Origin of the sequence: Mesorhizobium sp. M7A.F.Ca.ET.027.03.2.1 (assembly GCF_003999175.1) — a bacterium.
Lineage (GTDB): Bacteria > Pseudomonadota > Alphaproteobacteria > Rhizobiales > Rhizobiaceae > Mesorhizobium.
In genome coordinates, this window is the sequence record NZ_RZOM01000233.1 from 1 (window position 1) to 6,713 (window position 6,713).

General features: G+C 62.9%; 8 protein-coding genes and 1 pseudogene. 3 read left to right on the forward strand and 6 right to left on the reverse strand.

The genetic code is table 11. The features are described 5' to 3' along the window. Both EN750_RS12710 and EN750_RS12715 read left to right on the forward strand, forming a co-directional pair. A partial coding sequence (locus tag EN750_RS12710) for a PfkB family carbohydrate kinase (protein ID WP_127396619.1) occupies positions 1–743 on the forward strand: 743 nt, incomplete at its 5' end. A 75-nt stretch (positions 744–818) separates the two neighbouring features. Then, complete coding sequence (locus EN750_RS12715; RefSeq protein ID WP_127270928.1) at positions 819–1,736, forward strand: pseudouridine-5'-phosphate glycosidase; 918 nt, start codon at positions 819–821, stop codon at positions 1,734–1,736. Positions 1,737–1,923: 187 nt separating this feature from the next. On the opposite strand, the gene EN750_RS12720 is transcribed toward EN750_RS12715, so the two are convergent. After that, entirely contained in the window at positions 1,924–2,247 is a 324-nt protein-coding gene (locus EN750_RS12720) for a TfoX/Sxy family protein (protein WP_127270731.1), read from the reverse strand. Positions 2,248–2,337: 90 nt separating this feature from the next. Here EN750_RS12720 and EN750_RS12725 point away from each other — a divergent pair, with 90 nt between their 5' ends. Then, complete coding sequence (locus EN750_RS12725; RefSeq protein ID WP_127329619.1) at positions 2,338–2,835, forward strand: GFA family protein; 498 nt, start codon at positions 2,338–2,340, stop codon at positions 2,833–2,835. Positions 2,836–3,018: 183 nt separating this feature from the next. Here EN750_RS12725 and sufA read toward each other — a convergent pair whose 3' ends face one another. The 5 genes and pseudogenes from sufA to sufC all read right to left on the reverse strand — a co-directional run. Beyond that, entirely contained in the window at positions 3,019–3,396 is a 378-nt protein-coding gene (gene sufA / locus EN750_RS12730) for a Fe-S cluster assembly scaffold SufA (protein ID WP_127329621.1), read from the reverse strand. A gap of 103 nt (positions 3,397–3,499) precedes the next feature. Then, positions 3,500–3,892, reverse strand: a complete 393-nt coding sequence (locus EN750_RS12735) for an SUF system Fe-S cluster assembly protein (protein ID WP_127396620.1) — start codon at positions 3,890–3,892, stop codon at positions 3,500–3,502. A gap of 21 nt (positions 3,893–3,913) precedes the next feature. Beyond that, positions 3,914–5,158, reverse strand: coding sequence for a cysteine desulfurase (locus tag EN750_RS12740; RefSeq protein WP_127396621.1), 1,245 nt, complete (start codon positions 5,156–5,158; stop codon positions 3,914–3,916). Between the two features lie 4 nt (positions 5,159–5,162). Continuing rightward, positions 5,163–6,431: a Fe-S cluster assembly protein SufD gene (gene sufD / locus EN750_RS12745; RefSeq protein ID WP_127396622.1), complete on the reverse strand. Its 1,269-nt coding sequence runs from the start codon at positions 6,429–6,431 to the stop codon at positions 5,163–5,165. A 19-nt stretch (positions 6,432–6,450) separates the two neighbouring features. Beyond that, a pseudogene (gene sufC, locus EN750_RS12750) lies at positions 6,451–6,713 on the reverse strand (Fe-S cluster assembly ATPase SufC); the annotation flags it as partial.

A 6,713-nucleotide genomic window follows, 5' to 3' on the forward strand; every position in this document is an offset into this window, starting at 1 on the left:
CTGCCGATACCGTTTCGCGAGCCATCGCCGAGACAGGCATTACCGACCTGTCGGCGGTCTTCCTCGACCGCACGACGCCGAGTTACACGGCGCTGATCGACAGCGAGGGCGAGCTGATCGTCGGCTTCGCCGACATGGCGCTCTATGAGTTGGCCTTTCCCAAACAGATTCGCCGCTCCAGGGTGCGCGAAGCAATCGCGGCCGCCGATGCCGTGTTCTGCGACGCCAACCTGCCGACGGCGGCGCTGGAACGGCTGGTCGCGCTCGCCGCAGGCAAGCCGGTTTTCGCCATTGCCATCTCGCCGGCCAAGGTGGTGCGGCTGATACCGGTGCTGAAGAAGCTCTCGCTGGTCTTCATGAACCGGCGCGAGGCCATGGTGCTGGCCGGCGTCGCCGCGAATGCCAGGGAGCGCGAGGTCGTCGACGGGTTGCGATGCAGCGGCCTCGTCAGTGGCGTCGTGACGGCGGGCGAGGCGCCCGTGCTGGGGTTCGATGAAACAGGCGCCTTTTCGATCATGCCGCCCAATCCCCGAAAGGTCACTGACGTCACCGGGGCCGGTGATGCGCTGGCGGGCGCAACGGTCGCTGCCTTGCTGCGCGGACTGCCGCTGCGGGTGGCCCTGCGCGAAGGCATCGCCGCGGCGACGCTTGCCATCGAAAGCGCCAACGCCGTTCCCGAGTTCACCGCCTCAAGCTTCGCGGAAGCGCTGGCTCTTGTGCCGGATGCCAGGGAAGTGGCATGAGACCGGCGAATTCATAGTGCCGCGATGTTGCCTGGTGTCCCCACGGACGCGCCGCATTCCGGATTGGAGACCCTGATGACCCCTGAGACCGCCCGCCCCCTCATCGACATCCACGCGCCGGTGGCGCAGGCTCTGGCTGCCGGCCGGCCGGTGGTGGCGCTGGAAAGCACCATCATCACCCATGGCATGCCCTACCCCGACAATGGCGCCATGGCGGCCGACGTCGAAAAGATCATCACCGATGGCGGCGCCGTGCCGGCGACGATCGCCGTGGTTGGCGGCCGCATCAAGATCGGGCTTTCGGACGGCGAGCGCGAATCGCTGGCGATGACGGGCGACGCCATGAAGCTGTCGCGCGCCGATCTCGGTTTTGCCGTGGCGCAAGGGCGTACCGGTGGCACCACGGTCGCCGCCACGATGATCGCGGCGCATATGGTCGGCATAAAAGTGTTCGCCACCGGCGGCATCGGCGGCGTGCACAAGGGCGCCGAAAAGAGTTTTGACATTTCCGCCGATCTCGACGAGCTGGCGCGCACGCCGGTCATCGTCGTCTCGGCCGGCGCCAAGGCCATTCTCGACATCGAAAAGACGCTGGAAGTGCTGGAGACGCGCGGCGTGCCGGTGGTCGGCCTTGGCTGCGAGACGATGCCGGCCTTCTGGTCCAGGCATTCGCCGTTCCGCGCGCCGCTGACCTTGCACGAGCCGGAAGAGATTGCGCATTTCTACCAGACGAGGGCAGCGCTGGGGCTCGCCGGTGGCATGCTGATTGCCAATCCGGTGCCGGAAAACCACGAAATCCCGGCTGAGGAGATGGCCGGCTATATCGAGGCCGCGCAGAAGGCCGCCGAGGCGCTCAACGTGACCGGCAAGGCGGTGACGCCGTTCCTGCTGGGAAAGATTCTCGAACTGACTGGCGGTAGGAGCCTGAAGACGAACATCGCGCTGGTCGAGAATAATGCGCGGCTGGCGGCGAGGATTGCCAAGGCGCTTTAGGGTCGCGCAGCGAAGGTTCCCCCTCACCCGGATTCCCAAGACCGAATTGCAAAGAACAATTCGGGGCAATCCGACCTCTCCCCGAGGGGAGAGGAGCTTGCAGCGCCGACGTCGACCTCTTCTCCCCTCGGGGAGAAGGTGGCCGCGAAGCGGACGGATGAGGGGGTGGCCTCGCGCTTGCGGGAATCTACTTCCCCGCCCGACGCCCCGCCTCATACGCCCGCCGTGCCCAGATCGTCATCTCGTCGGGATCATCGAAAGCGCTGTCTGGAACGCTCCAGTAGGGCATGGCGACCAGCTTGCCGTGGCGCGAGCCGGTATAGGTCCATTGCGTGCAGCCGGCGGCCTCGAACTCGGGCACGCTTTGCTCGTCGGCCTTCAACAGCAATTCGCCACGCAGCACGATGGCGACGATGACACCGTCGAAATAGATGCCCTTGCCGCCGAACAGTTTTCGGATGCTGACAGGGCCGAGGCCCTCGAACAGTTCGGCGATGCGTTCATTGTCCATGCCGCGATCATGTCACCGGCGTTTGGCCTTGTCATCGCGCAACCAAAATCATGCTGACAGGTTGTGTGAGGTCGATCGGAGTTTCCCGCTATGCCCGTTCTGCTCAAAGGCTCCTGCCGCTGCAATGCCGTCCGTTTCGAGGTGGAGAGCCACACGCCGGCGCCATTCATGCTGTGCTACTGCTCGATCTGCCGCAAGCAGCAGGGCGGCGGGGGGTTTGCCATCAATCTCGGTGCCGACAACGAAACACTGAACATCAGGGGCAAGCGCAGCCTCGGCGTCTTTCGGGCGGAGATCGAGGACGACGAGCATCCGCATTGCGAAATCTCAACCGGCGAGCGCAATTTCTGCAAGAAATGCGGCTCAGCCCTTTGGCTCTACGACCCGACATGGCCAGAGTTGGTGCATCCCTTCGCTTCGGCGATCGACAGCGATTTACCCATTCCGCCAAGCAAGGTGCACCTCATGCTGAAATACAAGGCGAACTGGGTGGAGCCGGTGGTTGGCAAGCATGACAAGGTCTTCGACATCTATCCCGAGGAATCGATCGCCGACTGGCACAAGCGGACGGGCATGTGGGTGGAGTGAATTTCTTCGCGCCGTTTCGGAGAGGTGAGGAATGATCCGCGCAGCGGACGGAAAGCCAATTGCTTGGCCTCGAACGACGAACGCCGGCAGATGAGGGGCGGCGCTAACTTTGGAGAGGCCGGCGCTGCCTATCATCCGTCACTTCGTGACACCTTCTCCCCGTAAACGGGGCGAAGGAAAAACTCAGGAAGCGCGTGCCTCTGCCAGCGCCTTCAGGTCGGCCGGCTTCAGTTCGACGGATTCGCCGCAACCGCAGGCCGAGCTCTGGTTCGGATTGTGGAAGGTGAAACCGGTGCGCAGCGTCGTCTGCTCGAAATCCATCTCGGTGCCGAACAGGAAAAGTGCTGCTTCCGGTGCGACATAGACATGGGCGCCATCGCGCTCGATATGGTCGTCCTTGGTGTTGGGCTCGGTCACCAAATCGACCGTGTATTCCATGCCGGCGCAGCCGCCCTTCTTGATGCCGAGGCGGATGCCATGCGCATTCTCGCGGGTGGCGACAATCTCCCGCACCCGGTCGGCGGCCTTTTCGGTCATCGTGATGACGGCAAAGCGTCCCATTCTTTTTCCTTCCATTCCATGCAGGTTCAAGGCCTGCCGAATGATTCCTCACCTAAAATGGTGAAGTTTTATCCTTGGTGCAAGTGTGCCAGCCTCTGTCGGGCTAGTACCAACCCACCGCCACCTGCGCCTCTTCCGACATGCGATCGGCCGACCATGGCGGGTCGAAAGTCATGTTGACCTCGACGCCGGACACGCCTTCGACGGCGCCGACGGCATTCTCCACCCAGCCGGGCATTTCGCCGGCGACAGGGCAGCCCGGAGCGGTCAGCGTCATGTCGATCTTGACCGAGCGGTCGTCCTCGATGTCGATCTTGTAAATCAGGCCGAGCTCGTAGATATCGGCCGGGATTTCCGGATCGTAGACCGTCTTCAGCGCCGAAACGATGTCGTCGGTCAGCCGCGCCAGTTCGTCGGCTGGAATGGCCGATCCCGAAACCAGCGCATTGGGCGCGGTTTCCGCAGTGGTCTCGGCAGAGATGCTTGCATCATCCATGGTCGTCACCCAAAAAAATCGTCATCCGAAGAATTTGCGCGCTTTTTCAAGCGCCTCGGCCAAAGCGTCGACTTCGGCCCTGGTATTATACATGCCGAACGATGCCCTGCATGTGGAGGTTACGCCGAACCGTTTCAACAGCGGCTGGGCGCAATGGGTGCCGGCGCGGACAGCAACGCCCTGCCTGTCTATCACCATCGACACGTCATGCGCATGAATGCCTTGCAGTTCGAACGAGATGATGGCGCCCTTGCCGGGCGCATCGCCGAAAATGCGCAGCGAATTGATGGAGCGCAGCCGCTCATGCGCGTAGTTCTTGAGGTCTTCCTCATGGGCTGCAATGCGCTCGCGACCGACCGATTCCATGTAGTCGAGGGCAGCACCCAGCCCGATCGCCTGGACGATCGGCGGCGTGCCGGCCTCGAAGCGGTGCGGCGGCTCGTTGTAGGTGACGATGTCTTCCGTCACCTCCTCGATCATCTCGCCGCCGCCCATGAAGGGCCGCATGCCAGCGAGAATGTCCTTCTTGCCGTAGAGCACGCCGATGCCCGACGGGCCATAAACCTTGTGCCCGGTGAAGACGAAAAAGTCGCAGTCGAGATCCTGCACATCGATCGGCATGTGGACAGCGCTCTGGCTGCCGTCGACCAGCACGGGAATTCCACGCGAATGCGCGATGCGCACGATCTCCTTGATCGGCGTCACAGTGCCAAGCGCGTTCGACATGTGGGTAATGGCAACGAGCTTTGTCTTGCTGGTCAGCCGCTTTTCAAATTCCTCGATGTGGAAGACGCCGAGATCGTCGACCGGCACCCAGACCAGCTTGGCGCCCTGCCGCTCGCGGATGAAATGCCAGGGAACGATGTTGGAGTGGTGCTCCATGATCGACAGCACGATCTCGTCGCCCTCGCCGATGTTGGGCATGCCATAGCCGTAGGCGACCGTGTTGATGGCCGAGGTCGTGTTCGAGGTGAAGACGATATTGTCGGTGCTCGGCGCGTTTAGGAAGCGGCGCACCGTCTCTCGGGCCTTTTCGTAGGCGTCGGTCGCGGCGTTCGACAGAAAATGCAGGCCGCGATGGACGTTGGCGTATTCCTGGGAATAGGCATGCTGGATTGTGTCCAGCACCACCTGCGGCTTCTGTGCCGAGGCGCCATTGTCGAGATAGACCAGCGGCTTGCCGTAGACTTCCCGCGACAGGATCGGGAAATCGCGGCGAATCGCTTCGACGTCGTAGAAATCTCCGATCTTGCCCGGTGCGTTCATCAGATCACCCGTGTGCCGCGAACCAGCCGTCGAGCCGTGCTTCCAGCGCCTCGACGATCGCCTCGTCGTCCAGTTCCTCGATCACCTCCGCGACGAAGGCCTTCACCAGCAACCCCCGCGCGCTTTTCTCGTCGACGCCACGCGCCATCAGGTAGAACAGATGGTTGTGGTCGATTTCGGTGACCGTCGCGCCGTGGCCGCAAATCACGTCGTCGGCGAAGATTTCAAGCTCGGGCTTGGTCGAGAACTCGCCGTCGTCCGACAGCAACAGCGTGTTGCAGGCCATCTTGGCGTTGGTCTTCTGCGCATATTGATGGACGTTGATGCGGCCCTGGAACACACCGCGCGCCTTGCCCGTCACCACGTTGCGGATGATCTCCGTCGAGGTCGTGTGCGGCACGGCATGGTCGAGAACCATGGTCACGTCGGTGTGGGTGTCGCCGGCCAGGAGGTTGATGCCGCGAAGCTTGAAATCGGCGCCTTCGCCAGTCGTCCTGACCATGATCTCCTGGCGCACGAGCTTGCCGCCGGCGTTCATGACGAACAGTGTCAGTTTCGCATTCTTGCCGATATGGGCCTTGAACTGCGCCAGATGCGTCGCCGTTTCCGGCTGCTCCTGGACGATCAGCCACGTCACCTCGGCGCCCTCGTCGAGCACGATCTGGCTGACCGAGCTGCCCAAGGCAGCGCCATCACCCGTCTGCCGTTCGACAATAACGGCCTTGGCGCCGGCGCCGACGCGAACGGCCAGGCGCACATGGGTCTGGCCGCCGGCCTGCAGGTTCTGCAGCTCGACCGGCTTTTCAAGTTCCACACCATCGGCGATGTCGACAAAATACCCGTCGGCGACAAAAGCCGTGTTCAGCGCGCCAATGGCATCGTCGCTGCCATAGGGGTCGAGCCCAGGTGCTGCGCTGCCGTCGACCAGCTTTTCCGACAGGCGCTGGAAAGAGACGCCTTCAAGAACCGGCACTTTGGCGTCGGACTTGCCATTCAGGATCGACACCACGGTGGAACTGTCGACGATCGGGGCGATGGCTTTGGCCATGGCGGCCGGGTCGAAGTCCGGCACGGTATTCAGCAACCGGCGCAGGTCGGTGTAGTGCCAGGATTCGACACGCCGCGTCGGCAGGCCGTGCTTGATCGTCTCGATGGCGTCGTCGCGCTTCAGCATCACCGCGCCGTCGCCCGGCAGCAGCGACAACCGGTCGCCGAAGGCGTCGATCAACGCTGTTTCGGCCGGTGTCCGCTGCGGTTGTGCGTGCATATTCATCAAACTGCCCTCTGGCATCTCACGCGGCTTCGCCGATCACGCCGGCATAGCCATTGGCTTCCAGGTCAAGCGCCAGCGACTTGTCGCCGGACTTGATGACCTGGCCCTTGTAGAGAACGTGCACGCTATCGGGCACGATGTGCTCAAGCAGGCGCTGGTAGTGGGTGATGACCAGGAACGCCCGGTCCGGCGCGCGCAGCGCGTTGACGCCGTCGGACACGATCTTCAGCGCATCGATATCGAGGCCGGAATCGGTCTCGTCGAGCACGCACAGTTTCGGCT